The sequence below is a fragment of the Mycobacterium colombiense genome (assembly GCF_001953985.1).
Taxonomy (GTDB): domain Bacteria; phylum Actinomycetota; class Actinomycetes; order Mycobacteriales; family Mycobacteriaceae; genus Mycobacterium; species Mycobacterium colombiense_B.
On sequence record NZ_MBEI01000062.1, the window covers coordinates 1 to 25,472 of the forward strand.

Genomic DNA, 25,472 nt, shown 5'->3' on the forward strand with positions numbered 1-25,472 from the left:
CTCACGCACCCGATCCAGCAGCGCCGCCGACTCCGGCGTCTCCCGGGAGGCATACCACCACTCGAACATGTGTTCGACACTACACGGGTCCACCGACTCGAGCCTGTGGCAGGGTGGCACGTTGTGGATAACCGGGGCCACGGCGAGAAGGCTGTAATCTCCTCCGGCAACGCACCTGCTCTACGGCCCACATCGACGGCGATCCTGCCAATCAAGGCAGCCGCCGCTACGGCACCCGGCTGCGATGCCTCTTGTTGTGTGGCGGCACACCGTTGACCCCACCGATGGACTCCGCGTAGCTGCCGACGGCGAATCCGACGCCAGAACCCATGACGGCCAACGCTTCCCGGTTGATGTTGTCGACGGTGTCGCGTGGGCTCTGGAAGTTCGGATCGAACGGCACGCCGGCCTGGCCGCCCCACAGTCGGGCCTGCACGGGGGTTTTCGGCTGCGAGGATCCGGTGGTCATGCCTCCGACGGGCACGCCCGCGATCATGAAGGGGTGGTAGTCGGCCCGGGTATCCAATGGCATGTCGGCGGGCCGCTTGCCGGCGAGGTTCAGATAACCGGACAGGGTGCGTTCGATGCCGGCCGAGCCTTCGGGCACGTCCGCGGGCGAGACGCCGGGCCCGGGCGGGCCGGACTGATCGCCGTCGTCGGTGAAGAATCCGGCGTTGGGCGAACCCAGCATCGTGAAGTTCAAGTACAGCGCGATGTCGTTGAGTTGGTCGCGGTCCATGCCGAACACGTAGTCCAGGACGCCGTTGCGGCCGTCTACTTCGGCGCCCCAGAACACGAACCGCACCGCGTTGTTCACTGGAGCGAGCGGGCCCAGTTGCAGCGCCGCCTCCAGGACGGCGGCCACCCCGGAGCCGTCGTCATTGATCCCGGGTCCGGCGCGCGAGCCGTCCAGATGCGCACCCACCACGACGACGTCATGGGCCGACCCGGTTTTGGTCTGCGCCACGACGTTTCGGGAAGTGATCTTGACGTTCTGCGCGTCCAGTACCAGACGTATCGGCGCGGTGGAGCCCGTCAGCGCGGCGGCGCCGGAGGAACCCAGCACGGCGACCGGCACGGTCAGCTGCTTGAAGTAGCCGGTGGTGAACAGCGTGGATGGGGCTCCCCGCCCGGTGGGCGAACTGAGCACGATCACCGCACTCGCGCCCTTGGCCACCGCGCTGTTCTGTTTGTCGACCACCGAACACTGCGTGTCATCGACGACGGCGATCGCACCCTTGGGCACGACGGCCGGGTAGTCGTTGGGTGCGCAACCCGACGGCCGCGTCGGCCGGATCGGCGGGCCGGTCAGCCCCCCGGGCGGCGTCTGAACCAACAGCGAGGCCTGGTCGACGGGATAGCTGCGGCCGGCAACGGTCACCGCCGGCTTACCCAAGGACACGGTGTAGAGCCGGTCGAACTGCGGTGTCTGTACGTCGAAACCCTTGTCCCGCAGGGTTTTAGCGACGTAGTCCACGCTGGCGTTGAAACCCGGTGTCCCGTCCGCACGGTTGCCGCCGTTGGCGTTGGCGATGTTCTGCAGGGCATGCAGGTGCGTCAGCATGCCCTCGGCGTTCACCTTTTTGGCCAAACTGTGCCCGAGGTCCGGCGTCGCCGTCGGCGTACCCGGCCGCGTGGCCGAACAACCGGCCACCACGGCGATCAACAGCAGCGTCGCGCCCAGCCGGGAGATCATGACTTGTTGAGCACGTGCCGGATGCGGTCGGCCATGACGGGGACCCCGTTATGGCCGCCGAGATCTTGCGCGTAGAGACCGATCGCGTAAGCCACGCCGCCACCGTTGATGCCCAGCGCGGTGCGGTCGACATGGTCGAGCGTGTCGGTCTTCTGGTGGTAGTTGGGGTCGAACGGTTGGTCGGCGGTCCCGCCCCACAACTTGGCCTGGTCGGCGGACATCTTGCCCTCGGCGCCCGAGAACAGGCCGCCGGCGGGGATCCCCGCCAGGGTGAATCCGTCGTAGTCGGACCGGCCGTCGAACGAGGTGTCCTGCGCGGTCTTTCCGGCGGACTTCAGGTACTCGACCAATGTCCGCTCGATGCCCGCCGAGCCCTCGGGTACCACGGGCTGGCCGCGAGCGTCCGCGGGCAGCGACTGGTCGCCGTCGTAGGTGAAGTAGCCGGGGTTCGGCGACGCGAGCATGTCGAAGTTCAGGTACAGCGCAATGTTTTTCAGCGCCGTCAGGTCCAGCGACTCGACGTAGTTGCGCGACCCGATCAGCCCGAGCTCCTCGGCTCCCCAGAAGCCGAACCGCAGCGCGTTGTGCACCGACGGCGAACTCCCCAGCCGCACAGCGGTTTCCAGCACCGCAGCCACGCCCGATCCGTTGTCGTTGATGCCCGGGCCGGCGGGCACGCTGTCCAGGTGCGCCCCCGCCATCACCACGTCGGTTCCCGAGCCGGTTTTGGTCTGCGCAATCACGTTGCGGGCCCGGAAACTTTGGGCGCTGGCGTTGAGCTTGATCGTGGTGGTCCCCGGCTGCCCGCGCAGCTGCACGCCCACCGACTTGGTCACGCTCAGCACCGGAATCTTCACGTCGGTGGCCGGGCCGAGCGTGCCGCCCATCTCTTGTTCGTCGACGTTGTCGGCGATGATCATCGCCGCGGCGCCGCGCTGTGCCGCGGCGTCTTCCTTCTGGGCGAACGGGCAGGTGCCGCGGTCGACCAGCACCACCGCGCCCTGCAGCGGCAGGTTCGCGTAGTCGGCGGCCGCGCAGCCGAGGTTGCTCGCCGGCGCAACGACCAGCGGCCCACTCACCCCGTCCGGCCCGGTGCCCAGGCTGAAGTCCAGTGCGTGCGCCTCCACCGCCTTGCCACCGACGGTGAGGTCCGGCTTGTCGGCGTGGAACACCCGCGCCGAGAACTCGGGGGTTTGCACGTCAAATCCACTGCCGCGCAAAACGTTTACCACGTAGTCGACGCTGGCCTCGTATCCGGGTGTGCCCACCGCCCGGGTGCCGTTGTTGGCGTTGGCGATGTCTTGCAGCTTCGACAGGTGCGCCATCATCGCGTCGGTGGTGACCTTGTCGCGCAACGCCGAGGCAAATGCGCCCGCCGCGGCGGGTGTTTGCTGTGAGTCAGACGACCGATGGAAGCAGCCGGTTGAGAACGCGGACAGGGCGACCACGGCGACCAACGCCGGAATCGTCGTGGATTTGTTCACCATCGCGCCCCAGGTTAGACCGCGGCCTGAGCGGCCCCGTTCAGGACACGGCGGTATCAGACATACAGTGCGGTGAAGGGCGCAACGGGAATGTTGCGCACCACGAACCAGGCCAGCACCAGCGACAGCGTCACGACGGCGGCCCAGCGCCGGTGTTGCCAGCCGCGGATCCGCCGGCCCACCAGGCGCCCGTAGGTCCAGGCGAAGTACGTCCACAGCAACAGCACGACTGCCGCCAGGCCCAAAGCGTTGAACCTGGCGGCCGCCAACAGATTGCCGTGCATAAGCGAATACACCATGCGTAGGCTGCCGCATCCGGGGCAGTCGATCCCCAACAACGCCTTGGTGGGGCATACCGGCAGCGGGCCGTGCGGGGTGGTCGGGTCACCCGCCCAGATGGCGGCGCACATCAACGTCGTGGATGCGGCCACCACCAGTGGTGCACCCAGATTCGCGTGCGCCGCCCCCCAGCGGGTCACCATGATCAGGTTTTAGAACATCGCGGCGAGCGCCGCGTTGGTGTCCGTATTGAGCGCACCGACCGCCATCAGGATGCCGTAGATGACGCCCACGACGACGCCGATGACCACGGACCAGATCACCCATTTCTTGGCGCTTTCGGCGGACGCTTGCGCCTCGGCGTAGCGCCCCTGCGCCCACAACCCGTTGACCTGGCTCGACTTGACGATCGCCACGATTCCGAAGGGCAGACAGCAGAAGAGGGTGGCCAGGATCGACCACACCAGATAGTTATTCGGCGCTTGGGCGGCCGGCTGCTGCGGCGGATAACCGGGAGACGGCGGCGGATAATCGGGCGGCGGAGGAGGGGGTTGCGTCATGAATTCTCCAGTCAAGAGAAGTTAGCTGGCGTAAAGCGGTGCTAACCATACCCGAGCGGACTCAGTTCGGCACTAGCAATGAACAAATCTTGTTTGGCCACCCAGGTCGCGACGGGCCGGCGGCATCACAGCGTTCACCGAAAGTCGGGATTATGGTGGCGCCTCAACATAATTCGTAATTCTGCGCGACGACCGACCCGCCACTATCATTTTCCTGGGCCTCTGCGGGCCGAGCCGAGGAAGGATGCCCACACAGACAATTGCCTGCGGAATGTGTTGCTTTACCACGACATAGCCCTACTATCCGTGTTTAGAAGCGGCCGTTAAGGAGCCATTCATGTCTGATTTCAGCAACGTGCTGAGGGCGGCGACGGCAACGGCGCTCACCGGTGGTTTGGCCTTAGCGGGCGGCGCCCCGGCGAGCGCGGATCCGGCCACCACCGGGAACGCTTCGGATATCAACGCGCTTGCGGCCTCGCTGTCGAAGGGCTACGGCCTGAACAACTGCACGGCCCAGAACATCGACCGCAGCACACAACTGGCGGTGCTCACCTGCGGGCAGAGCCCCGACCCGCACGGCCCGGTCCAGGCCAAGTACGTGAAGTTCACCAACGCCGACAATCTGGCCACGTCGTTCAAGGCCACCATCAAAGAGGACGTGCTGACCCCATGTGGGGATGCCGGCCAGTCGCCGTCCAACTGGCATAAGGACGGCTCGGCCGCCAACGCCGGGCAGGCGGCCTGCGGCACTTACCAAAACCGCGCCGAGATCATCTGGACCACGGACGCCAACAACACGCTGAGTTACCTGCGCGCATCCAACGCCGACGTTGCGGCCCTCTACCAGTGGTGGCGCGCCAACGGGTGAGGTTCCCGCTGTACCGCAACCGATTCTGTGAACCGAAAACGGAGAAACGTTCGCCCCTCTTTATTTCCATCAACCGCAGGGAGTCAGGAAAATGTCACATTGGAACACCGCGCTGCGAGTCGTGTCGGCCGCAACTTTCACAGGCAGTTTGGCTTTCGCGGGTGTTGGCGTCGCGAACGCCGAACCCAACACCGGTAACGCGTCAGACATGAACACGCTGGCCGCCTCGCTGTCGAAGGGCTATGGCCTGAATAACTGCAAGCCGCAAGAGCTCTCCGAAACCGGCGAACTGGCCGAACTGGTGTGCGGGCAGAGCCCCGACTCCAACGGCCCGGGATCCGGCGTTTACGCGCTCTTCTCCAGCAGCACGAACCTGGGCTCCGCCTTCAGTTCCACCATCAAAGACGTGTCCCTGGCCGCGTGTGGGGACGCAGGCGCCTCGCCGGGAACCTGGAAGCAGAACGGCCAGACGGGCGGCCAGATCGCGTGCGGCACCTACAAGAACTACGCGACATTGACCTGGACGACCGACGCCAAGAACGTGTTGGGTCACCTGACCGCATCCAATTCCGACGTCAGCGCGCTCTACCAGTGGTGGCGCACCAACGGCTGACTTCTACAGCTGAGCCGCAATCAGATCCGCTACCGCGCGCATTCCGGCGGCGTTCGGGTGTAACGGAGCGGTACGTCCCGGTATCGGGACCCCGAAGCGGGCCGGCCGCGTCGTCCAGGGCTCGGTCGACCATGCGTGATGTTCACGGCTCGCCGCGGCGGCGCGGATGATTTCGCAACCGGTCACCGCGGCGGCGTCGGCCGTCATCGTCTCCAGCGTGGCGGACACGTGCCGGCCCAGGTCGGCATCGGCCGGCGACAGCGGCTCCGCCGGCTCACCCGGCGGCGGCAGCATCGTCAGGTAGTCGACGAAGAAAACCCGTGCCCGGGTCGATCGTTGACGCAACGCACGGCCGACCGCGCACAACGATTCAAACACCGCGTCCAGGGCGCGATCTCGCGCGTCGCGATCCAGCAGGTCGGCGATGCGATCCCCCAGCAGCGGCACGTGACGCAGCGGACGCGGCAGTGACGCGGCCGTCAACAGCGGAACGTAGCCGACGTCGTTGCCGCCGATTGTCACCGTGACCAGGCTCTCGGTGCCGTCCAGCGCGGCGATCTGCGGTGGTGCGCCGTGTTGGCGCTCGGCGAGCACGTGCGCGGTGGTCGCCCCGGAGAAGGTCACATCAACCAGGTCGTGCTGATATCGCTGCGCGATCAGGTGCGCGTAGTTGCGCGCCGATCGGCCCGACCACCGCGGAGCCCCCCGTGCGCGGGGCCGGATGCCCGGACCTGCGGCCATCGAACTGCCCAGCGCGACATAACGACTCATCGTTGTGGGCTCGACGCCTGCGCCCAGAACCGCTTCGGGATTCGTCCGGCGCGCCGGGCCAGATACCCGGCGGTGACGGCGGCGGACATCGCGGCGGCCATCGCGGCCGGATCGGCGGCCCTGGTCACCGCGGTGGCCAACAGCACGGCGTCGCAACCCAATTCCATCGCCAGCGCGGCGTCGCTCGCGGTTCCGATGCCGGCGTCGAGCACCACCGGAACGCCGGCCCGGGCGACGATCATCTCGATGTTGTGCGGATTGGTGATGCCCAGGCCGGTGCCGATCGGCGAACCCAGCGGCATGACCGCCGCACATCCGGCGTCCTCGAGCCGGCGCGCCAGCACCGGATCATCGTTGGTGTAGGGCAATACGACGAACCCGTCATCGACCAATTGCTCTGCGGCCCGCACCAATTCGACGGCGTCGGGCAGCAGCGTGCGTTCGTCGGCGATCACCTCGAGCTTGATCCAGTTGGTGTTCAGCGCCTCGCGCGCCAACTGGGCGGTGAGCACCGCTTCAGCCGCGCCGCGACATCCCGCGGTGTTGGGCAGCGGCGTGATGCCCAGCCGGTTGAGCAGATCGAGCAGCCCGGTGCCACCCTCGGCGTCGACCCGGCGGATGGCGACGGTGGTCAGTTCGGTGCCCGAGGCCACCAGCGCCTCCTCGAGCACCGCGAGGTTGCTCGCTCCCCCGGTCCCCATGATGAGCCGCGACGCGAAGCTGCGGTCGCCGATCGTCAGTTTTGAGTCAGCCACCTTGCACCGCCGTCACTATCTCGAGCCGGGCACCGTCGAAAAGTTCTGTGGCCCACCGGGAACGCGGTATCACCGCGTCGTCCATGGCCACCGCGACGCCGCGGTCCGGAAAACCCAGGGAATCCAGCAGCGCGGCCACCGTGGTGTTCGCGTCGACGTCGACCTTCTGTTCGTTGACCACGACGATCATTGGTGTGCTCCCACCGGGGTCAGTTCGGAAACGATCTGTTCTGCCGTCCAGGGCGCCAACAGGAAACCCGACCGGCCGTGGCCGGCGGCGACGAGCGTCCGCGCGTCCAGTCGGTGCACCAGCGGCAGATTATCCGGGGTCATCGGGCGCAGCCCGGCGGCGCACTCGGCCAGCTCGTATTCACCCAGCGCCGGCAACACCGCGCAGGCATCGTCGAGCAGGTCACGCACCCCCGACACGACCGGGGCGGTGTCGCGCCCGTGTTCGTATTGGGTGGCCCCGACCACCACCCCGTCGGCACGCGGCACCAGGTACACCTGCCGTCCGTGCACGCGGGCACGAACAACCCGCTGCGGCAACGGCATACAACCCTTGCGCCACCGCAGGCGCAGCACTTCGCCCTTCACCGGCCGCACCGGCAGGCCGGGCCACAGCGCTGGCGCGTCGATGCCGTTGGCGATCACCACTGCGTCGCCCTCGACGCCCGACAGCTCGCGCACCGGCGGCGCCCACGCCACCCCGAGGCGCTCACACTCGGCGCCGAGCGCCTCCACCACCGCGCGGTTGTCCACGGCCAATTCGGTGGGCGCGCGAAAGCCGTGCCGGATGCCCTGCGCCAGCAGGGGTTCGACGTCGCGGGCCGCCGACTCCCAGACCACCGGATGACCCTGGGCGGACAACCATTCCGCGACGGTGCGCAGGTCCTCGACATCGGCGCGGTCGACGGCCACCACCAGCGACTCGCGCGCGGTGACCACCTCGGCCGGCAGCCCGTCCAGGAACCCGCCCTCGCGCCACAGCCGCAGCGATTCCAGGCCCAGCCGCAACAACCGCTCTTCGCCGGGCCAGCCCTCGCTGTGCGGCGCCAGCATGCCGCCGGCGACCCAGGATGCGCCCCTGTGGTCGCTGCGGTGCACCCGCACCGACCACCCGGACTGCGCGGCGCGGCGCGCCACCGCGAGCCCGATGACGCCGCCGCCGATGACGGCCAGGGTCCCCAGCGGGGGTCCCGAAGGCATCCCGGTCATTGTCGAGCCTCCCTTCGCCGGCATTACCCGGATCAGGTGTGACGGTAAGGACAGGTCCGGATGGGTCCGGCTGTGTCCACTCTCAGCCCCGCAGTCAGTCGACTACCCGGGACTCCCGTGTCTAGTAGTTCTCTTCGGCTCCACGCTAGCGCGCTAGCGTCTCGGTGTGCAGCGTCCTACTGATACGCGAATTTCCGTCCTGGCCACCGCGCGGCTGTATCTGTGTACCGACGCGCGCCGCGAGCGCGGTGATTTGGCCGAGTTCGCCGACGCCGCCCTGGCCGGCGGTGTGGACATCATCCAGCTGCGCGACAAGGGATCGGCCGGTGAGCAGCGGTTCGGCCCGCTCGAGGCCCGCGAGGAACTGGCGGCGTGCCGGATCCTGGCCGACGCGGCCCGCCGGCACGGCGCCTTGTTCGCCGTCAACGACCGCGCCGACATCGCCCGCGCGGCCGGCGCCGACGTGCTGCACCTCGGGCAGGGCGACCTGCCGCCGGCCGTCGCCCGCGACATCGCCGGGCCGGACGTGCTGCTCGGGCTGTCCAGCCATGACCGCGAGCAGGCCGCCGCGGCGGCGCTCGGCGAAGCGGACTACTTCTGCGTCGGGCCGTGCTGGCCCACGCCCACCAAACCGGGCCGCCAGGCGCCGGGGCTGGGACTGGTGCGGGCCGCGGCCGAGTTCGCAACCGACAAGCCGTGGTTCGCGATCGGCGGCATCGACGAGCAGCGGCTGCCCGAGGTGCTCGAGGCCGGCGCCCGGCGCATCGTGGTGGTGCGGGCGATCACCGCGGCCGCCGACCCGCGGGCCGCGGCGCAGCGGCTCAGCTCGGCGCTGGCAGCAGCGAGCTGATCCGGCGGGTCAGCTGCGAGGGCTCTTGGCCTGCGTCGCCGGGCGTACACCAGACGAACACGCCGGCCTCGATCTCGATCGTGCGCGGCAGGTATTGCCGTCGCTCGTCGCTGTGATCCAACGGCAACACCGCCGGCGCGGTGCGCAGCCGCTGCCAGCTGGCCGCGAAGCCGGGATGCAGCGGCAGGTCGGCCACCTCGGTTTCGGCGACCCAGCGCATCTCGGCGCTTTCCCGGTTGGGCACGGTATGCAGCAACTCCTCGGCGTCGGCGACGACGGTGGTGTAGCTCCACTGCGTGCCGGCGATCCCGGCGACCTCGGCCGTGACCACGGTCGCGCGCACGGCCAGCCGGTCACCGACCAGCCCGGCCTCCTCGTTCGCTTCGCGGACCGCGGTCTCCTCCGGCGTTTCGTGGCTGTCCCGGGCGCCGCCCGGCAGCCCCCACGTCCCGCCCTGGTGACTCCACACCGCGCGATGCTGCAGCAGCACCGCGGGGGTGCCGTCGGGTTGCGGGGCCCGCAGCAGCAAACCCGCCGCTCCGAACCGGCCCCAATAATGGGCGCCGCTGTCGGAGATCACCCAACCGTCACCGTCGCCCTGCACGGATTCAGGATATGCAGACTTGGTTTGGGCGTCGTCAATTGCGTCCGCCTCCACCCATCCACCCGAACATGCTCTTAGACTTCGCTTATAGAGGTCCGTGCAGCGAAACGAAATGGCCGAGAGATGAGGGCTGATAAGACGTGACGGTTGAGCTGGCGCACCCGTCGACCGAGCCGCAGGGATCGCGGTCACCGGCCGAACCGGCTCATCCACGCTGGTGGTTCATCTCGACGACGCCGGGCCGCATCTTGACCATCGGGATCGTGCTGGCCGCGCTCGGCGGGATCAGCGCCTTCGCCACCTCGACCACCATCAACCACCGGCAGCAGGTGCTCACCACGGTGCTCAACCACACCGAGCCGCTGTCGTTCGCCGCCGGGCGGCTCTACACCACGCTGTCGGTCGCCGACGCCGCCGCGGCCACCGCGTTCATCGCCGAGGCCGAGCCGCAGCCGGTTCGCCAGCGCTACGAGCAGGCGATCACCGACGCGTCCGTCGCGGTGACCCGGGCCTCGAGCGGCCTCACCGACGAGCCGCTGGTGCAGCTGCTGGGCCGGATCAACGCCGAGCTGGCCGTCTACACCGGACTGATCGAAATCGCCCGGACCAACAACCGCGAGGGCAACCCGGTCGGGTCGTCGTACCTGTCGGAGGCGTCGGGGCTGATGCAATCGACGATCCTGCCCGACGCGGCGAAGCTGTATCAAGCGACGTCGGAGCGGGTGGACGCCGAGACCACCGCGTCGACGCAGATCCCGGCGCCGGTCATCATGGTGGTCGGCGCCACGGTGATCTTCGGCGCGTTCTCGCACCGCTGGCTCGCCCGGCGCACGCGGCGCCGAATCAACCCAGGCCTGGTGGTGGGCGCACTCGCTATTCTCGTCATGGTGGTTTGGGTTGGAACTGCGCTGACCATTTCTACGACGGCCAGTCGTAGCGCGAAGGACACTGCCGCAGAGTCCCTCAAGACCGTCACCAACGTCGCGATCACGGCTCAGCAGGCGCGCGCCGACGAGACACTGTCGCTGATCCGTCGCGGCGACGAGGAGAAGCGCAAGCAGTCGTTCTATCAGCGGATCGATTCCATGCACCGCCAGCTCGACCAGTACATGTCCCGCAGCGACGCCGTGGACAAGCCGGACCTGGAAGGCGCCGATCAGCTGCTGCTGCGCTGGCGGCAGGCCAACGACCGGATCACCTCCTACATCTCGGTGGGTAACTACCGGGCCGCCACCCAGATCGCGCTGGGCAGCAGCGAAGAGGACTCCACCCCGGCGTTCGACAAGCTGGACGACGAGCTGGTCAAGGCCATGGACCAGGGCCGCATCCACTTGCGCAACGACGTCATCAACGCGCGCAGCGGGCTGTCCGGCGCCCAGGTCGGCGGCGTGGTGCTCAGCCTCGGCGCCGCCATCGCGGTGGCGCTGGGCCTGTGGCCGAGGCTGAAAGAGTATCGATAATGATCCGCCTGCCCCTGCTACGCCGGGCGAGCGCCGTGGCCGCCGCCGCGGTGGTACTGGCGGGTTGCGGACACACGGAATCGCTGCGGGTGGCCAGCGTGCCGACGTTGCCGCCGCCGACTCCGGTCGGCATGGAGCAGTTGCCGCCCCAGCCGCCGCTGCCGCCCGATGGCCCGAATCAGAACTGCGACCTGACGGCCAGCCTGCGGCCCTTTGCCACCAAGGCGGAGGCGGACGCCGCGGTCGCCGACATCCGTGCCCGCGGCCGGTTGATCGTCGGGCTCGACATCGGCAGCAATTTGTTCAGCTTCCGCGACCCGATCACCGGTGAGATCACCGGTTTCGACGTCGACATCGCCGGCGAGATCGCGCGCGACATCTTCGGGGCGCCGTCCCACGTCGAGTACCGGATCCTGTCGTCGGACGAGCGGGTCACCGCGCTGCAGCGCTCCGAGGTCGACGTCGTGGTCAAGACCATGACCATCACCTGCGACCGGCGCAAAGACGTGAACTTCTCGACCGTCTACCTCGACGCCAACCAGCGCATCCTGGCCCCGCGCGACTCCCCGATCGTCAAGGTCGCCGACCTGTCCGGCAAGCGGGTCTGCGTGGCCAAGGGCACCACGTCGCTGCACCGCATCCAGCAGATCGACCCGCCACCGGTGATCGTGTCCGTGGTCAACTGGGCCGACTGCCTGGTGGCGATGCAGCAGCGCGAGATCGACGCGGTCAGCACGGATGATTCGATCCTGGCCGGGCTGGTCGAAGAGGACCCCTACCTGCACATCGTCGGGCCGAACATGGCCACCCAGCCCTACGGCATCGGGGTCAATCTGAACAACACCGGACTGGTGCGGTTCGTCAACGGAACCCTGGAACGGATCCGGCGCGACGGCACGTGGAACACGTTGTACCGCAAGTGGTTGACGGTGCTGGGGCCCGCGCCGGCCCCGCCCGTACCGAGGTATCTGGACTGATGGCCGAACCGGATAAGCGATCCGAGCAGCCGGAATCCGGCTCGGAAGACGTGGGCCCGGGCACCCAGCCGGCCGACGTCCAGACCGGTGGCGCGGCGACCGGGCGACTGCAGGCCACCCAGGCCCTGTTCCGTCCCGACTTCGACGACGACGATGACGACGACTTTCCGCACATCTCGCTGGGCGCTCTAGACACCGATGCGCAGGACCGAATGACGGTGGCGACGCGGTCGCTTCCGGCGGTCCGACAGCTCGGCGGTGGCCTGGTCGAGATCCCGCGCGGGCGGGACATCGATCCGCGCGAAGCCCTGATGACCAATCCGGTGGTGCCCGAGTCCAAGCGGTTCTGCTGGAACTGCGGAAAACCGGTCGGGCGGTCCAGCAAGAAGGCCAAGGGCACGTCGGAGGGTTGGTGCCCGTCCTGTGGCAGCCCGTATTCGTTTCTGCCGCAGCTTAATCCGGGCGATATCGTCGCCAACCAGTACGAGGTCAAGGGCTGCATCGCGCACGGCGGTCTGGGCTGGGTATATCTGGCGGTCGACCACAACGTCAACGACCGGCCGGTGGTGCTCAAGGGCTTGGTGCACTCCGGTGACGCGGAGGCGCAGGCGATCGCGATGGCCGAACGACAGTTCTTGGCCGAGGTGGTCCACCCGCAAATCGTGCAGATCTTCAACTTCGTCGAGCACGTCGACCAGCACGGAAATCCGGTCGGCCTCATCGTCATGGAGTACGTCGGCGGTCAGCCGCTCAGGCACGGGAAGGGTGAGAAGCTACCCGTCGCCGAGGCCGTCGCCTACCTGCTGGAAATCCTGCCCGCGCTGAGCTATCTGCACTCCATCGGCCTGGTCTACAACGACCTGAAGCCGGAGAACATCATGCTCACCGAAGAGCAGCTCAAACTGATCGACCTGGGCGCGGTGTCGCGGATCAATTCGTTCGGATACCTGTATGGCACACCGGGTTTCCAGGCGCCCGAGATCGTGCGGACCGGCCCGACGGTCGCCACCGACATCTACACGGTGGGCCGCACGCTGGCCGCGCTCACCCTGAACCTGCAAACGCGCAACGGCCGCTACGTCGACGGCCTGCCCGAGCACGACCCGGTGTTGACCACGTACGACTCCTTCCGCCGGTTGTTGCGCCGCGCCACCGACCCCGACCCGCGGCGCCGGTTCTTGAGCACCGAGGAGATGTCCGCCCAGTTGATGGGTGTGCTGCGCGAGGTGGTCGCCTACGACAGCGGGGTGCCGCGGCCCGGCCTGTCGACCATCTTCAGCCCCAGCCGCTCGACGTTCGGGGTGGACCTGTTGGTCGCCCACACCGACGTGTACCTGGACGGTCAGGTCCACTCGGAGAAGTTGACCGCCCGCGAAATCGTTACCGCACTGCAGGTTCCGCTGGTCGATCCGGCCGACGTGGCCGCCCCTGTCCTGCAGGCGACGGTGTTGTCCCAGCCGGTGCAGACGCTGGACTCGTTGCGCGCGGCCCGGCACGGCACGCTGGACGCCGACGGCGTCGAGGTGTCCGAGTCGGTGGAGCTGCCGCTGATGGAGGTCCGCGCGCTGCTGGATCTCGGCGACGTGGCCAAGGCCACCCGCAAGCTCGACGACCTGGCCGAGCGGGTCGGCTGGCAATGGCGACTGGTGTGGTACAAGGCCGTCGCCGAGCTGCTCACCGGCGACTACGATTCGGCCACAATGCATTTCATCGAGGTGCTGGACACGTTCCCCGGCGAGCTGGCGCCCAAGCTGGCGCTGGCCGCCACGGCCGAACTGGCCGGCGACGTCGACGACCACAAGTTCTACGAGACGGTGTGGAAGACCAACGATGGCGTGATCTCGGCCGCGTTCGGGTTGGCCAGGACGCTGTCGGCGGAAGGGGATCGGGCCGCCGCGGTGCGCACGCTGGACGAGGTGCCGGCCACCTCCCGGCACTTCACCACCGCGCGGCTGACCAGTGCGGTGACGCTGCTGTCCGGACGGACCAAGAGCGAGATCACCGAAGAGGACATCCGCGACGCGGCCCGGCGGGTGGAGGCGCTGCCGCCCACCGAGCCCCGCGTGCTGCAGATCCGCGCGCTGGTGCTGGGCTGTGCGATGGACTGGCTGGAAGACAACAAGGCGAGCACCAACCACATCCTCGGATTCCCGTTCACCGAACACGGTTTGCGGCTGGGCGTCGAGGCGTCGCTGCGCAACCTGGCCCGCGTCGCCCCGACCCAGCGGCACCGCTACGCGCTGGTCGACATGGCGAACCGGGTCCGCCCCACCAGTACGTTCTAGGGGTTGCGTGACTTCGGCTTGGGCCCGGCCCGCTTCCCGTTGCGTGTGCGTCCACGGCGACGACACGCCGTAAAGTCTCGCCCCCAGCGCACATTCAAAGCCGTGAACGCACACTCGATGCGGCCAGCGCGGCCTTGACCCGCCGCAGGATCGCGGCGGGCTGGTCCTCCGCGACTACCCGGACGACGAGCCACCCCATCCGCTCCAGCCTTTCCATCCGGCGAATGTCCTTGACGTACTGGCGTCGATCGGTGCGGTGTTGGTCGCCGTCGTACTCCACGGCGACCATCGACTGCGGCCAACCCAGGTCGAGGTAGGCGAAGGGCAGGCCGTCAACCCCCAACACCGGAATCTGGGTTTGCGGCCTAGGCAGGCCGGCGTCGATGAGGAGCAGCCGGAGATAGCTCTCCCGAGGGGATTGCGCTTCCGGGTCGCAGAGTTCCAATGCGGTTTCGAGCTGCCGCAAGCCGGGCGAACGAGGGTGTGCCATGGCGACCCGCACTACGTCGTCGACCTTCAAACCCGTTGCACGCGCGAGGGCGTCGAGGCGAACGACGGCTGAGCGGATGGCCCCGCGCCTCCCGATGTCGAAGGCGGTTCGCTCCGGTGTGGTGACCCGCAAGCCGTCGATCGACTGCGTCTCCCCCTCGGTCAGCGTGCAGCGGCGTGTCAGCACGCCGTCGGGCGCGCGGGGTCTGTCGCATATCAGCTCCACCGGAACACCGTCGGGAATCCATTCGGCGCCGTGCAGCGCCGCCGCGGCCGCTCCCCCGATGACCGCCCCGCGTCCCGACCACAGCCAGGCCGCGCGGATGCGCACCGGCAGCGACGGCTCCACGTGCGCGGGCACGTAGACGTTCGGAAAGATCGGCCGGTAGGCCGCCCGCAGCTGGTGGCGATTCAGCCGTCCGGACGCCAGCTCCTCGCTGCCGATCACCGGCGCATCCCTCATGCCGCGACCATCGCACGTCCACCGGCTCCGCGAATACGCCTGTGCACAGGCCCCGACCGGACGGGTTCGGCTATCCGCCCAGCACGTTCACGCAGTCGCGGGCGATGGCCAGCTCCTCGTTCGTCGGGACCACCAGCACGGCGACCGGTGAATCGTCGGCGGAGATCTGGCGTGCGCCCTTGCCGCCGCCCAGGTTACGGCGCTGATCCAGCACGATGCCCAGTTCCTCCATGCCCGCCACCGCGTCGCGGCGCACCGCCGGGTCGTTCTCGCCGATCCCCGCCGTGAAGCTGATGACATCGGTGTGCCCCAGCACCGCCAGGTAGGCGCCGATGTACTTGCGCAGCCGATGGGTGAACACGCTGTACGCCAATTGCGCTGTCTCGTCGCCGGATTCGATCATCGTCCGCAGCCGGCGGAAGTCACGCTCACCGGACAGGCCCAGCACCCCGGAGCGCTGGTTGAGCATCGACTCGACGTCGTCGACTCCCATCTTGGCCGTGTGCGAGAGGTAGCCGACGACGCTGGGGTCGATGTCGCCGCTGCGGGTGCCCATCACCAGACCCTCCAGCGGCGTCAACCCCATCGAGGTGTCCAGCGGCCGGGTGCCGGCGATGGCCGAGGCGGAGCAGCCGTTACCCAGGTGCAGCACAATCTGTCTCAGGTCGCCGACCGATCGGTCCAGGAACGCCGCGGCCTGCTCGCTGACGTAGCGGTGCGACGTCCCGTGAAACCCGTACCGGCGGATCTGATACCGCTGCGCCAGGTCGCGATCGACGGCATAGGTGGCCGCCGCGGGTGGCAGGTCGTGAAAGAAGCCGGTGTCGAACACCGCGATGTGGGCGATGTCGGGCAGCAGTTTGCGCGCGACCTCGATGCCCTTGAGGGCGGGCGGATTGTGCAACGGGGCCAGGTCCGACAGTTCGTCGAGCCGGCCGATCACCGAATCGTCCAGCAGCGTGGGTTGGTAGAACGTGTTGCCGCCGTGCACCACCCGATGGCCCACCGCGACGATGCCGCTTGCCTGCAGGTCGATGCCGTCGTCGGCCAGCGTGTCGAACGCGCGGCGCAGCGCGGCGTCGTGGTCGGGAACCGACGACGACTCCTCTCCGATCCGCTCGACGAGGCCCGTCGCCCGCGCGGTACCCGAATCCGGGTCGACCACTTGATATTTCAGCGATGACGAGCCGGAGTTGATCACCAGCACCAGGCGCGTGTCGCTGCTGTCCGCCACGGCTACCCCTGCGCCTGGATCGCCGTGATGGCCACGGTGTTGACGATGTCTTCGACCAGCGCGCCCCTGGACAGGTCGTTCACCGGCTTGCGCAGGCCTTGCAGCACGGGCCCGATGGCGAGCGCGCCGGCGCTGCGCTGCACCGCCTTGTAGGTGTTGTTGCCGGTGTTGAGGTCGGGGAAGATCAGCACGGTGGCGCGGCCGGCCACCGGCGAGTCGCGCAATTTGGTCGCCGCGACCGACGGTTCGATCGCGGCGTCGTACTGGATGGGTCCCTCGACCGGCAGGTCGGGATTCCGTTTCCGCACCAATTCTGTTGCCGTCCTTACCTTGTCGACGTCGGCACCGGTACCCGAGTCCCCGGTCGAGTACGACAGCATCGCCACCCGCGGCTCGATGCCGAACTGCGCGGCGGTGCGCGCCGAGGAGATCGCGATGTCGGCCAGCTGCTCGGGTGTCGGGTTCGGGATGATCGCGCAGTCGCCGTACGCCAGCACCCGATCGGGCAGGCACATCAGGAAGATGCTGGACACCGTCGAGACGTCCGGGACCGTCTTGATGATCTCGAACGCGGGCCGAACCGTGTGGGCGGTGGTATGCGCGGCGCCGGACACCATGCCGTCGACATGGGAGTTGTGCACCAGCATGGTGCCGAAATACGTGCTGTCGCGCATGGCCTCGCGGGCCTGCTCGACGGTGACGCCCTTGGCCTTGCGCAGCTCGGCGTACTGGCCGGCGAAGTCGTCGCGCAGCCGGCTGCTAAGCGGATCGATCACCGTGGCATCACCGAGGTCCACACCGAGTTCTCCCGCGCGCTGGCGGATTCGGGCCTCGTCGCCCAGGATGGTCAGGTCGGCGACGCGGCGCTGCAGCACCCGTCCGGCGGACCGCAGGATCCGGTCGTCATCGCCTTCGGGAAGCACGATGTGCTTGCGATCCGAACGTGCCTGCAGCGTCAGCTGGTGAATGAACATCTGCGGCGTGGTGACGGTGGGGATCGGAATGGCAAGCTGCGCAAGCAGATCGGTGATGTCGACGTGGCTGTCCATCAGCTCCAGCGCGGTGTCGATCTTGCGCTGCGAGTTCGCCGTGACCCTGCCACGCGCCGACGCCGCCGCGCCGGCGGTGTCGTAGGTGCCCAGCGCGGTGGCGACGATCGGCAGCCGCAGCCGAAGCCCGGCGACCAGGGCGGCGATGGACGGATGCAGCGTGAAGCCGCCGTTGAGCACGATGCACGACAGCGACGGAAACCCTTCCGCGGCATGGGCGCTGGCGACGGCGAGCACCACGTCCGAGCGGTCCCCGGGGGTGATGACGGCCATGCCGTCGCGCAGCCGCTCCAGGACATGGTCGGCCGTCATCCCGGCGACCAGCACGCCGGTGACCTCACGTTCGCGCAGCGACTCCTCGCCGCTGACCGGCGTTCCGCCGACCGCCTTCTCCAGCTCGGCCACCGTCGGCGCCGACAGCAGCGGTTCGTCGGGCAGCACGTAGCCGCGCTGGGCGAATCTGCCCAGGGCCGCGGCGATGTCGGTCAGACAGGCCGGATCGCAGCGGTTGGCCACCACCGCCGCGGTGTGGGCGTGCTGGGAATCCAGCTCGGCCAGGCAGACGTCGATGACGCTGGCGATCTCGGCGGCCGTGCGCCCCTTGCCGCTGACCGTCAGCAGCAGGGGCGCACCGAGGTTGACCGCGATGCGCGCGTTGGTGGAAAGCTCCGCGGGCCGTGTCACGTCGGTGTAGTCGCTGCCGACGATCACCACGACGTCGCACGCCTCGGCCACCGCGTGATACGCGTCGACAATTCTGGCGAGGGCGGCGTCACCGTCGGCGTGCAGCTGCTGATAGGTGACGCCGACGCACTGCTCGTACGACAGGCCCGCGGTGGTCCGCGTCAGGAGCAGTTCCAGGATGTAGTCGCGCTCGTCGCCGTCTGAGCGCGTAATGGGCCGGAACACACCGACTTTCGCGACCGTCGCGGTCAACCGGTGCAGCAGCCCGAGCGCGATGGTCGACTTGCCGGTCTCCGGCTCGGGGGCGGCGATGTAGATCGCTGTCACTGAACTGACACAACGCCGGAGACCATTCGCCCGCCCCTCAGGCCAGCCGCCGCAGCCGCGGCGCCAGGTCCTTCTCGAAGAGCTCCAGGAACCGGCGTTGGTCGTGGCCGGGCGCGTGGAATACCAGGTGGTTGAGGCCCCACTCGACGTACTGGCCGACCTTTTCGACGGCCTCGTCGGGATCGGACGCCACGATCCAGCGCTTGGTGATCTGCTCGATCGGCAGCGCGTCGGCGGCCTTCTCCATCTCGATCGGGTCGTCGATGCTGTGCTTCTGCTCGGCCGTCAGCGACAGCGGTGCCCAGAACCGGGTGTTCTCCCGCGCCAGCTCGGGATCGGTGTCGTAGGAGATCTTGATTTCGATCATCCGGTCGATGTCGTCAGGGTTCTTGCCCGCCGCTTCGGCGCCTTCCCGCATCGCGGGGATGAGCTTGTCCTTGTACAGCTCCTCGCCCTTGCCCGAGGTGCAGATGAATCCGTCGCCGGCCCGGCCCGCGTACTTGGCCACCTGCGGTCCGCCCGCGGCGATGTAGATCGGGATGCCGCCCTCGGGCACGTCGTAGATGGAGGCGCCCTTGGTCTTGTAGTACTCGCCCTCGAAGTCGACGCGGTCGCCGAGCCACAGTTCGCGCATCAGCCGCACCGACTCGCGCAGCCGCGCGTAGCGCTCCTTGAATTCCGGCCAGTCGCCCTCGTATCCGGTGGCGATCTCGTTGAGCGCCTCACCGGTGCCGACGCCGAGGAAGATGCGGTCCGGGTACAGGCAGCCCATGGTGGCGAAGGCCTGGGCGATGACGGCGGGGTTGTACCGGAAGGTCGGGGTGAGCACCGACGTGCCCAGCACCAGCCGCTCGGTGCGCTCGCCGACCGCGGTCATCCAGGCCAGCGAGAACGGGGCGTGTCCGCCTTTGTGCCGCCACGGCTGGAAGTGGTCACTGACGGTTGCGCTGTCCATGCCGTGCCGTTCGGCGGCGACAGCGAGCTCGACGAGCTCGCGCGGTGCAAATTGTTCAGCGGACGCTTTGTATCCGAGTTTCAGTTCAGCCACTCGTTCTTTCTACTCCTGTCAGCGCTCCTACACTCGCGGGCATGGGATCGGCGCCGACTCTCGTTCAAGTGACCGACACGGTGTACCTCGCCCAGGGCGAGGCCGTTAACTGGACGCTGGTCGTCGACGGCACCGGCGTGCTGCTGATCGACGCCGGATATCCCGGCGACCGCGAGGCCGTGCTGTCGTCGCTGCGGGAGCTGTGCTACGGCCCCGGCGATGTGCGCGCCGTCCTGCTGACCCACGCCCACATCGACCATCTGGGCTCGGCGATCTGGCTCGCCAGCGAATACGGCACCGACGTGTACTGCCATGCCGACGAGGTGGGACACGCCAAACGGGAGTACCTGGAGCAGGCGTCGGTTTTCGATGTCGCACTGCGCATTTGGCGGCCACGCTGGGCGGCCTGGGGTCTGCACGTGCTGCGCAGTGGCGGCCTGATCCGCGACGGCATCCCGTCCACCCGGCCGCTGACCGCCGAGGTGGCCGCCGGCCTGCCGGGCCACCCCAGCGCGGTGTTCACCCCCGGGCACACCAGCGGGCACTGCTCGTACGTGGTGGACGGCGTGCTGGTCAGCGGCGACGCGCTGATCACCGGGCACCCGCTGCTGCGCCGCGGGGGGCCGCAGCTGCTGCCGGCGGTGTTCAGCCACAGCCAGCAGAATTCGCTGCGCAGCCTGGACGCGCTGGCCCTGCTGGACACCGAGGTCTTGTTGCCCGGGCACGGCGACGTGTGGCGCGGCCCCATCCGGGAAGCGACCGCACGCGCCATCTCGCTGGCTCAGTGATCGCCTCGGCACGTCGAACGTGCTAGCACATGAAACTCGTTGCGGCGGTGCCTATGTCAGGTCAACCACTTCTCGAATGCGATCGGCAGAAAGGGGCCCCAGTCGGGCAGCGGATCCGGCGCTATCCGGGTATATCCCGTCGCGTCATAGAGCGCCTCGGCCTCGGGCTGCCGATTGCCGGTGATCAGGTAGAGCCGCCGATACCCGCGCGCCCGGGTCTCGGCCTCCAGCTCCGCCAGCAGCGCCCTGGCGTAGCCGCGGCGGCGGTGGGCGCCGTCGGTCCAGATCCGCTTGAGCTCCGCGGTGTCGGCGTCGTAGCGGCGAAACGCGCCGCCGGTCACCGGCACGCCGTCCACGACGCCGATCAGCAGGCCGCCGTCCGGCGGCGCCAACTCGGCCTGCGGCACGGGCAGCCAGGTCAGGTGGGTGCTCGGCGTGCCGCCGTATCGCTGCGCATACTCGACGGCCAGTTCGGCCAGCAGCGGTTGCGCCAGCGGGTCGTCGTGAGTCGCCGACACGAACCGCAGTTGCAAAGGGCTTGATTCCGGCATCACCACTACTCAAACGCGCGTCGCGGTGACGTATTCCGGGATGAACTCCGAGTCGCCGGGCCCGGTCCGTCGCCGCCTGCCGAGCCCCATCGCACCCAGCAGTTCGGTGAGGCTGCGCCCGTCCGTCTCCCAGCCATTCGACGCCAAATACTCTGGCACGTAATGGTATTCGCCGGGATAGGTCAGGCTGGCCAGGTCGACGTCCAGGCCCCGCTGCCGCCAGCCGTCGACGAAGGCGCGCTCGGCCCCGAGCTGCAACGGATTCCAGGTGGGCATGTGGTCGGCGGTGAACCGGCTCCCCGCCGCGCTCGAGGCGGTGACGCCGTCCAGCAACTGATTGTGCTCGGGGGGCGGTAGATACCCGACGAGCAGCTGCTCGGCGACCCAGGCCGTTGGCCGGGCGGCGTCGAACCCGACCCGACGCAGTGCCGCGGGCCAATCCTGTTGCAGGTCAACGCCGATCGCACACCGGTGGGTGGCCAATTGGGCGTCCAGCCCGCGCAAGACTTCGGATTTGAAGTCGAGCACCTGCGGTTGATCGATCTCATAGACCGTGGTCCCGGGAGGCCACCACAGCCGGTACGGCCGGGTGTCCAGACCCGACGCCAGGATGACCACCTGCCGGATACCCGCGCGGCCGGCGTCGGCCAGGAATTCGTCGACGAACCGGGTGTGCGCCGCCAGCGCGTCCATCAACGCCGTCATCGCCGGATCGTCGCCGTCATCTTCGGCGAACACGTGGTCCTTGATCGCCCGGGTGAGGTAGTCGATCCCGACGGCGCACAGCAGCGGCTCGGCGAACGGATCGTTCAGCAGGCCCCGGTTGGTGGCCACCGCCCGCGCGGCCGCTCCGAAGGTTGCGGTCACCGCCACGTCGGCCGTCTGCGCCATGGTCGCCTCAGACGCCGGAGCGACGCCGCAGGGCCAGCCCGGCGACCACTCGCCAGCCCAGCAACAACAGCGCGGTGACCGTCGTCGCCACCACCACGAAACTCGCCGCGACGCCCGCGGAGCTCGCCTTGCGCAACAGCATGCCGACGACCACGGTGGACAACCACACGACGACCCCGGTCGGCACCACGGCGGTCGGCCGCCGCCATCCGCGCGAGAGCAGCCAGCCGACCACGGTGCCGGTGAGAAACGGCCACGCCGTCACGGCGATGCCGCTGATGTTGAGGCCTTCGTCGTGGCTGCGGCGCCCCAGGGCGCAGAACACCAGCACACCGATGACGTCCACCGCGAGCCACGCCGGCCGCTGGAGCCTAAGCATGCAGGCAGACTACCGGGGCGCAGCGCGATCTTGACCGCGCAGCCGCGGTGAACCTAGATTCGTCGGAAATGAATCTTCATTCACGGCCCGGGTCGGCGCTGGTGACCGGCGGCCCGACGATGGCAGGCTGATCCCATGAGTACTAAGACGCCACCCGCCTTCGACCGCGACGACCCGCTCGGCCTCGACGCCTCACTATCCAGCGATGAGATCGCGGTGCGCGACACGGTCCGGGAATTCTGCGCCGAGCACGTCCTGCCGCACGTCGCGGAGTGGTTCGAAATCGGTGACCTGCCGGTCCGCGAACTGGCCAAAGGATTCGGCCAGCTCGGCCTGCTGGGCATGCACCTGGACGGGTACGGCTGCGGCGGCGCCTCTGCCGTGCACTACGGGCTGGCCTGCGTGGAGCTGGAGGCGGCCGACTCCGGCCTGCGATCGATGGTCTCGGTGCAGGGCTCGCTGGCGATGTTCGCGATCTGGAACTTCGGGTCCGAGGAGCAGAAGCAGGAATGGCTGCCCGGCATGGCCACCGGCGAGCTGCTCGGCTGCTTCGGGCTGACCGAGCCCGACGTCGGCTCCGATCCCGCCGCGATGAAAACCCGGGCGCGCCAAGATGGTTCGGACTGGGTGCTGAACGGACGCAAGCTGTGGATCACCAACGGCTCGGTCGCCGACGTCGCGGTGGTCTGGGCCGCCACCGACGACGGCATCCGCGGCTTCCTCGTGCCCACCAGGACACCGGGGTTTTCCGCCAACACGATTCATCACAAGCTGTCGCTGCGGGCCTCGATCACCAGCGAGCTGGTGCTCGACGACGTGCGGGTGCCCGCCGACGCGATGCTGCCCGAGGCCAAGGGGCTGCGCGGGCCGCTGTCCTGTTTGTCCGAGGCGCGCTACGGAATCGTCTGGGGCTCCATGGGGGCGGCCCGGTCGGCCTGGCAGGCCGCCCTGGATTACTCCACGCAACGCACCCAGTTCGGCCGTCCCATCGCCGGCTTCCAGCTGACCCAGGCCAAACTCGTCGACATGGCGGTCGAGCTGCACAAGGGCCAGCTGCTGTCGCTGCACCTGGGCCGCCTCAAGGACAGCGTCGGGCTGCGTCCCGAGCAGGTCAGCTTCGGCAAGCTCAACAACACCCGCGAGGCGATCAAGATCTGCCGGACCGCGCGAACCATACTGGGCGGCAACGGAATATCGCTGGAATACCCCGTCATCCGGCACATGGTCAACCTGGAATCGGTGCTGACGTACGAGGGCACGCCGGAGATGCATCAGCTCGTCCTCGGTCAGGCGTTCACCGGCAGCGACGCCTTCCGCTGACAGGAGCACAATGGCCGCACGCCTGCAGTACACGTCCGAGCATCACCAGTTCCGGGAACTGGTAAGCGATTTCGTAAAACAGACGGTCGTGCCCAATCACGAGGATTGGGAACGGGACGGCCAGTGGGACCGCTCGCTGTTCCTCGAGGCGGGCAAACTCGGGCTGCTGGGCTTTTCGGTGCCCGAGCATCTCGGTGGCCCGGGCGTGTGCGACTTCCGCTACAACGCGATCGTGATCGACGAGCTGCAGCGGGCGGGTGCGGCCGCCGAGGCCATCGCCTTCACGCTGCAAAACGACGTGGTGCTGCCCTACCTCACCGATCTGACCACGCCCGAGCAGCAACAGCGCTGGCTGCCCGGCGTGGTCACCGGCGAGACGGTGCTCGCCATCGCGATGACCGAGCCCGGCACCGGCAGCGATCTGGCCGGAATCCGCACGACGGCGGTACCAGACGGTGACGACTACGTCGTCAACGGCGCCAAGACGTTCATCTCCAACGGACAGATCGGCGACCTCTTCGTCATCGCGGTGCGCACCTCGCCGGACCGCCACCACGGGCTGTCGCTGCTAGTCGTCGACCCCGCCACACCAGGCTTCTCCCGCGGCCGGAACCTGGAGAAGATCGGCCTGCACGCCCAGGACACCAGCGAGCTCACCTTCACCGATATGCGGGTGCCGAAGGCCAATCTGCTCGAGCAGGAGGGCAAGGGCTTCTACCAGCTGATGAAAAACCTGCCCCAGGAGCGGCTCGCGCTCGGGGTGGGGGCGGTGGCCGCCGCCGAAGGCATCCTGGCCGAAACCCTCGACTATGTGCGTGACCGCACGGCGTTCGGCTCACCGATCGCCAGCTTCCAGAACAGCCAATTCGTGCTCGCCGAGCTGGCGACCGAAATCGACATCGCGCGTACCTATCTCGACGACTGCCTGGCCGAGCACCTGGAGGGTGAGCTGACCGCCGCGCGCGCCGCCCGGCTGAAGTGGTGGACCACCGACCTGCAGGTGCGCACCGCCGACCGCTGCCTGCAGCTGCACGGCGGATACGGCTACATGCGCGAATACAGCGTGGCGCGCGCCTTCGTCGACGCCCGCATTCAGACCATCTACGGCGGCACCAACGAGATCATGAAAACGATCATCGCCAAGGACCTGGGCATCTGAGGGTGTGATGGTCACCGATTACAGCGAGCTGCCCGTCGAGGAGGCGGTGCGCGCGGCGGGGGCCGGCTCGCGGCGCCGCCAGGTGCTCGACGCCGCGGTCAAGGTGATGGGCCGCAACGGTTTTCACCAGATGTCCATGCAGGATTTGGCTACCGAGGCCAAGGTCAGCGTCGGCCTGATCTACAAGTACTTCGGCGGCAAGGAGGACCTGCTGCTCGCGACGATCGTGCGGATCCAGGACGTGTTCCGCGATCAGCTGGCACCAGTCATCCAGGCCGCCGGCGACGACGTCGTCGCCCAGTTGACCGCGGGCGTGCGCCGCTACATCGAGATCGTCGACGAGAACCTCGACGGCGTGGTACTGACCTACCGGGAAAGCCGCACCCTCGGGGCGCCGGGCCGCACCCAGATCAAGGACCTCGAAATCGCCACCGCCGCCCCGCTGCGCGCGGTGATCGAAGCCGGCATCGCCCGGGGCGTCTTTCGCCGGGTCGACGTCGACCTCACCGTGTTCGACATCATGCTGCTCGCCCACGGCTGGGCGCTCAAGCACTGGCACTTCGGGCCGATTTACACCATCGATCGGTACATCGCGCTGCAGACCCGCCACGTGCTGAGCGGGCTGATTGCCGACGACCGCCGCGCAGAGTACGCACACGTGCTGAAATAA

At 68.4% G+C, this 25,472-nt stretch carries 26 protein-coding genes; 10 read left to right on the top strand and 16 right to left on the bottom strand.

Annotated elements, in window-relative coordinates:
• Positions 1 to 226: 226 nt before the first annotated feature.
• From A5732_RS20185 to A5732_RS20200, 4 genes are read right to left on the bottom strand one after another with little or no spacing between them, the layout of a single operon-like run.
• Positions 227 to 1,696, bottom strand: a complete 1,470-nt coding sequence (locus A5732_RS20185; protein ID WP_076103121.1) for a M28 family peptidase — start codon at positions 1,694 to 1,696, stop codon at positions 227 to 229.
• A complete protein-coding gene (locus tag A5732_RS20190) occupies positions 1,693 to 3,183 on the bottom strand; it encodes a M28 family metallopeptidase (protein ID WP_076103122.1) in 1,491 nt (496 codons plus the stop codon). Before A5732_RS20190 ends, A5732_RS20185 begins: the two co-directional genes overlap by 4 nt.
• A 53-nt stretch (positions 3,184 to 3,236) precedes the next feature.
• On the bottom strand, positions 3,237 to 3,662 hold the full coding sequence (locus tag A5732_RS20195; protein ID WP_065073844.1) for a DUF2752 domain-containing protein: 426 nt from the start codon (positions 3,660 to 3,662) through the stop codon (positions 3,237 to 3,239).
• Between the two features lie 9 nt (positions 3,663 to 3,671).
• Complete coding sequence (locus A5732_RS20200) at positions 3,672 to 4,019, bottom strand: CD225/dispanin family protein (protein WP_076051382.1); 348 nt, start codon at positions 4,017 to 4,019, stop codon at positions 3,672 to 3,674.
• Positions 4,020 to 4,356: 337 nt separating this feature from the next.
• Between A5732_RS20200 and A5732_RS20205 the strand changes: the two genes are divergently transcribed.
• Positions 4,357 to 4,887, top strand: coding sequence for a serine/threonine protein kinase (locus A5732_RS20205; protein ID WP_076103123.1), 531 nt, complete (start codon positions 4,357 to 4,359; stop codon positions 4,885 to 4,887).
• Positions 4,888 to 4,978: 91 nt separating this feature from the next.
• The gene (locus A5732_RS20210; RefSeq protein WP_076103124.1) at positions 4,979 to 5,500 is read left to right on the top strand and encodes a serine/threonine protein kinase; all 522 of its coding nucleotides are present in this window, start codon (positions 4,979 to 4,981) and stop codon (positions 5,498 to 5,500) included.
• A 3-nt stretch (positions 5,501 to 5,503) separates the two neighbouring features.
• On the opposite strand, the gene A5732_RS20215 is transcribed toward A5732_RS20210, so the two are convergent.
• The 4 genes from A5732_RS20215 to thiO are packed head-to-tail and all read right to left on the bottom strand — an operon-like array spanning position 5,504 to position 8,235.
• Positions 5,504 to 6,271: an SGNH/GDSL hydrolase family protein gene (locus tag A5732_RS20215; protein ID WP_076051385.1), complete on the bottom strand. Its 768-nt coding sequence runs from the start codon at positions 6,269 to 6,271 to the stop codon at positions 5,504 to 5,506.
• Positions 6,268 to 7,026 (bottom strand): thiazole synthase, encoded by a 759-nt coding sequence (locus tag A5732_RS20220; protein ID WP_065057054.1) that lies wholly within the window; start codon positions 7,024 to 7,026, stop codon positions 6,268 to 6,270. The genes A5732_RS20215 and A5732_RS20220 overlap by 4 nt, the downstream gene beginning before the upstream one ends.
• On the bottom strand, positions 7,019 to 7,216 hold the full coding sequence (gene thiS, locus A5732_RS20225) for a sulfur carrier protein ThiS (RefSeq protein WP_065057053.1): 198 nt from the start codon (positions 7,214 to 7,216) through the stop codon (positions 7,019 to 7,021). Before thiS ends, A5732_RS20220 begins: the two co-directional genes overlap by 8 nt.
• Positions 7,213 to 8,235 carry a glycine oxidase ThiO gene (gene thiO, locus A5732_RS20230; RefSeq protein ID WP_076103157.1) on the bottom strand — a complete coding sequence of 341 codons (1,023 nt, stop codon included), beginning with the start codon at positions 8,233 to 8,235 and terminating at the stop codon, positions 7,213 to 7,215. Before thiO ends, thiS begins: the two co-directional genes overlap by 4 nt.
• Before the next feature lie 199 nt (positions 8,236 to 8,434).
• On the opposite strand from thiO, the gene thiE reads away from it, so the two are divergent.
• Positions 8,435 to 9,094 (top strand): thiamine phosphate synthase, encoded by a 660-nt coding sequence (thiE, locus tag A5732_RS20235; RefSeq protein ID WP_171975061.1) that lies wholly within the window; start codon positions 8,435 to 8,437, stop codon positions 9,092 to 9,094.
• Here thiE and A5732_RS20240 read toward each other — a convergent pair.
• The gene (locus A5732_RS20240) at positions 9,066 to 9,698 is read right to left on the bottom strand and encodes an NUDIX hydrolase (RefSeq protein ID WP_076051387.1); all 633 of its coding nucleotides are present in this window, start codon (positions 9,696 to 9,698) and stop codon (positions 9,066 to 9,068) included. The two genes, thiE and A5732_RS20240, sit on opposite strands and share 29 nt — an antisense overlap.
• Before the next feature lie 140 nt (positions 9,699 to 9,838).
• Here A5732_RS20240 and glnX point away from each other — a divergent pair, with 140 nt between their 5' ends.
• The 3 genes from glnX to A5732_RS20255 are packed head-to-tail and all read left to right on the top strand — an operon-like array spanning position 9,839 to position 14,420.
• Entirely contained in the window at positions 9,839 to 11,158 is a 1,320-nt protein-coding gene (gene glnX / locus A5732_RS20245; protein WP_076051388.1) for a protein kinase G-activating protein GlnX, read from the top strand.
• Positions 11,158 to 12,135 carry a glutamate ABC transporter substrate-binding protein gene (locus tag A5732_RS20250; protein ID WP_065057051.1) on the top strand — a complete coding sequence of 326 codons (978 nt, stop codon included), beginning with the start codon at positions 11,158 to 11,160 and terminating at the stop codon, positions 12,133 to 12,135. The genes glnX and A5732_RS20250 overlap by 1 nt, the downstream gene beginning before the upstream one ends.
• The gene (locus A5732_RS20255; protein ID WP_076103126.1) at positions 12,135 to 14,420 is read left to right on the top strand and encodes a serine/threonine-protein kinase PknG; all 2,286 of its coding nucleotides are present in this window, start codon (positions 12,135 to 12,137) and stop codon (positions 14,418 to 14,420) included. The genes A5732_RS20250 and A5732_RS20255 overlap by 1 nt, the downstream gene beginning before the upstream one ends.
• 94 nt (positions 14,421 to 14,514) lie before the next feature.
• Here the strand turns inward: A5732_RS20255 and A5732_RS20260 are convergent, their stop codons facing one another.
• The 4 genes from A5732_RS20260 to fgd form a co-directional block, all read right to left on the bottom strand.
• Positions 14,515 to 15,372, bottom strand: coding sequence for an endonuclease domain-containing protein (locus A5732_RS20260; RefSeq protein WP_076103127.1), 858 nt, complete (start codon positions 15,370 to 15,372; stop codon positions 14,515 to 14,517).
• A 70-nt stretch (positions 15,373 to 15,442) separates the two neighbouring features.
• Positions 15,443 to 16,579 (bottom strand): acetate kinase, encoded by a 1,137-nt coding sequence (locus A5732_RS20265; protein WP_076051443.1) that lies wholly within the window; start codon positions 16,577 to 16,579, stop codon positions 15,443 to 15,445.
• Between the two features lie 29 nt (positions 16,580 to 16,608).
• Positions 16,609 to 18,666 (bottom strand): phosphate acetyltransferase, encoded by a 2,058-nt coding sequence (gene pta / locus A5732_RS20270; RefSeq protein ID WP_076103128.1) that lies wholly within the window; start codon positions 18,664 to 18,666, stop codon positions 16,609 to 16,611.
• 37 nt (positions 18,667 to 18,703) lie between these two features.
• Positions 18,704 to 19,714, bottom strand: a complete 1,011-nt coding sequence (fgd, locus tag A5732_RS20275; protein WP_076051393.1) for a glucose-6-phosphate dehydrogenase (coenzyme-F420) — start codon at positions 19,712 to 19,714, stop codon at positions 18,704 to 18,706.
• Between the two features lie 41 nt (positions 19,715 to 19,755).
• Between fgd and A5732_RS20280 the strand changes: the two genes are divergently transcribed.
• Positions 19,756 to 20,502, top strand: a complete 747-nt coding sequence (locus tag A5732_RS20280) for an MBL fold metallo-hydrolase (protein WP_076051394.1) — start codon at positions 19,756 to 19,758, stop codon at positions 20,500 to 20,502.
• A 56-nt stretch (positions 20,503 to 20,558) separates the two neighbouring features.
• On the opposite strand, the gene A5732_RS20285 is transcribed toward A5732_RS20280, so the two are convergent.
• From A5732_RS20285 to A5732_RS20295, 3 genes are read right to left on the bottom strand one after another with little or no spacing between them, the layout of a single operon-like run.
• Positions 20,559 to 21,056: a GNAT family N-acetyltransferase gene (locus tag A5732_RS20285; RefSeq protein WP_076051444.1), complete on the bottom strand. Its 498-nt coding sequence runs from the start codon at positions 21,054 to 21,056 to the stop codon at positions 20,559 to 20,561.
• 6 nt (positions 21,057 to 21,062) lie between these two features.
• Positions 21,063 to 21,944 carry an SAM-dependent methyltransferase gene (locus A5732_RS20290; RefSeq protein ID WP_076051395.1) on the bottom strand — a complete coding sequence of 294 codons (882 nt, stop codon included), beginning with the start codon at positions 21,942 to 21,944 and terminating at the stop codon, positions 21,063 to 21,065.
• Between the two features lie 7 nt (positions 21,945 to 21,951).
• Entirely contained in the window at positions 21,952 to 22,323 is a 372-nt protein-coding gene (locus tag A5732_RS20295; protein ID WP_076103129.1) for a DUF3054 domain-containing protein, read from the bottom strand.
• A 135-nt stretch (positions 22,324 to 22,458) separates the two neighbouring features.
• Here A5732_RS20295 and A5732_RS20300 point away from each other — a divergent pair, with 135 nt between their 5' ends.
• From A5732_RS20300 to A5732_RS20310, 3 genes are read left to right on the top strand one after another with little or no spacing between them, the layout of a single operon-like run.
• Positions 22,459 to 23,643 (top strand): acyl-CoA dehydrogenase family protein, encoded by a 1,185-nt coding sequence (locus A5732_RS20300; RefSeq protein WP_064954645.1) that lies wholly within the window; start codon positions 22,459 to 22,461, stop codon positions 23,641 to 23,643.
• Positions 23,644 to 23,653: 10 nt separating this feature from the next.
• Complete coding sequence (locus A5732_RS20305; RefSeq protein ID WP_076051398.1) at positions 23,654 to 24,802, top strand: acyl-CoA dehydrogenase family protein; 1,149 nt, start codon at positions 23,654 to 23,656, stop codon at positions 24,800 to 24,802.
• 7 nt (positions 24,803 to 24,809) lie between these two features.
• On the top strand, positions 24,810 to 25,472 hold the full coding sequence (locus tag A5732_RS20310; RefSeq protein WP_076103130.1) for a TetR/AcrR family transcriptional regulator: 663 nt from the start codon (positions 24,810 to 24,812) through the stop codon (positions 25,470 to 25,472).